The sequence below is a fragment of the Citrobacter sp. VF227 genome (genome assembly GCF_052950715.1).
The window spans coordinates 1-255 of sequence record NZ_JBRFVF010000758.1 but is presented as its reverse complement, the minus strand read 5'-3'; the positions used below and the strand labels follow the sequence as shown (position 1 = coordinate 255).

General features: G+C 45.5%; 1 pseudogene. It reads right to left on the bottom strand.

Annotated features, from left to right (window positions below):
- Positions 1 to 48: 48 nt before the first annotated feature.
- Positions 49 to 255, bottom strand: a pseudogene (locus ACU8YC_RS28860) (hypothetical protein); the annotation flags it as partial.

Genomic DNA, 255 nt, shown 5'->3' with positions numbered 1-255 from the left:
CGTTTGCAGTTCATTAATGTATTTTTCCAAATCCATGGTCATTCCTTATCAGAGAATAATGCGCATCAGCAGCATCGCTAAAAAAGCGTTCAGAACGGAGATAATTATCATCAGGGGAATACGTTTAACGCTGGTGCCAATAACGCCGAGAATGCGGCCCAAATACTGTACCTGCGACCCCATCAGATAGATTGCCGGTGCCAGAATAGCCAGATGTTCGCCGGTCAGAATGCCTTTATCAAACAGACCAATCGC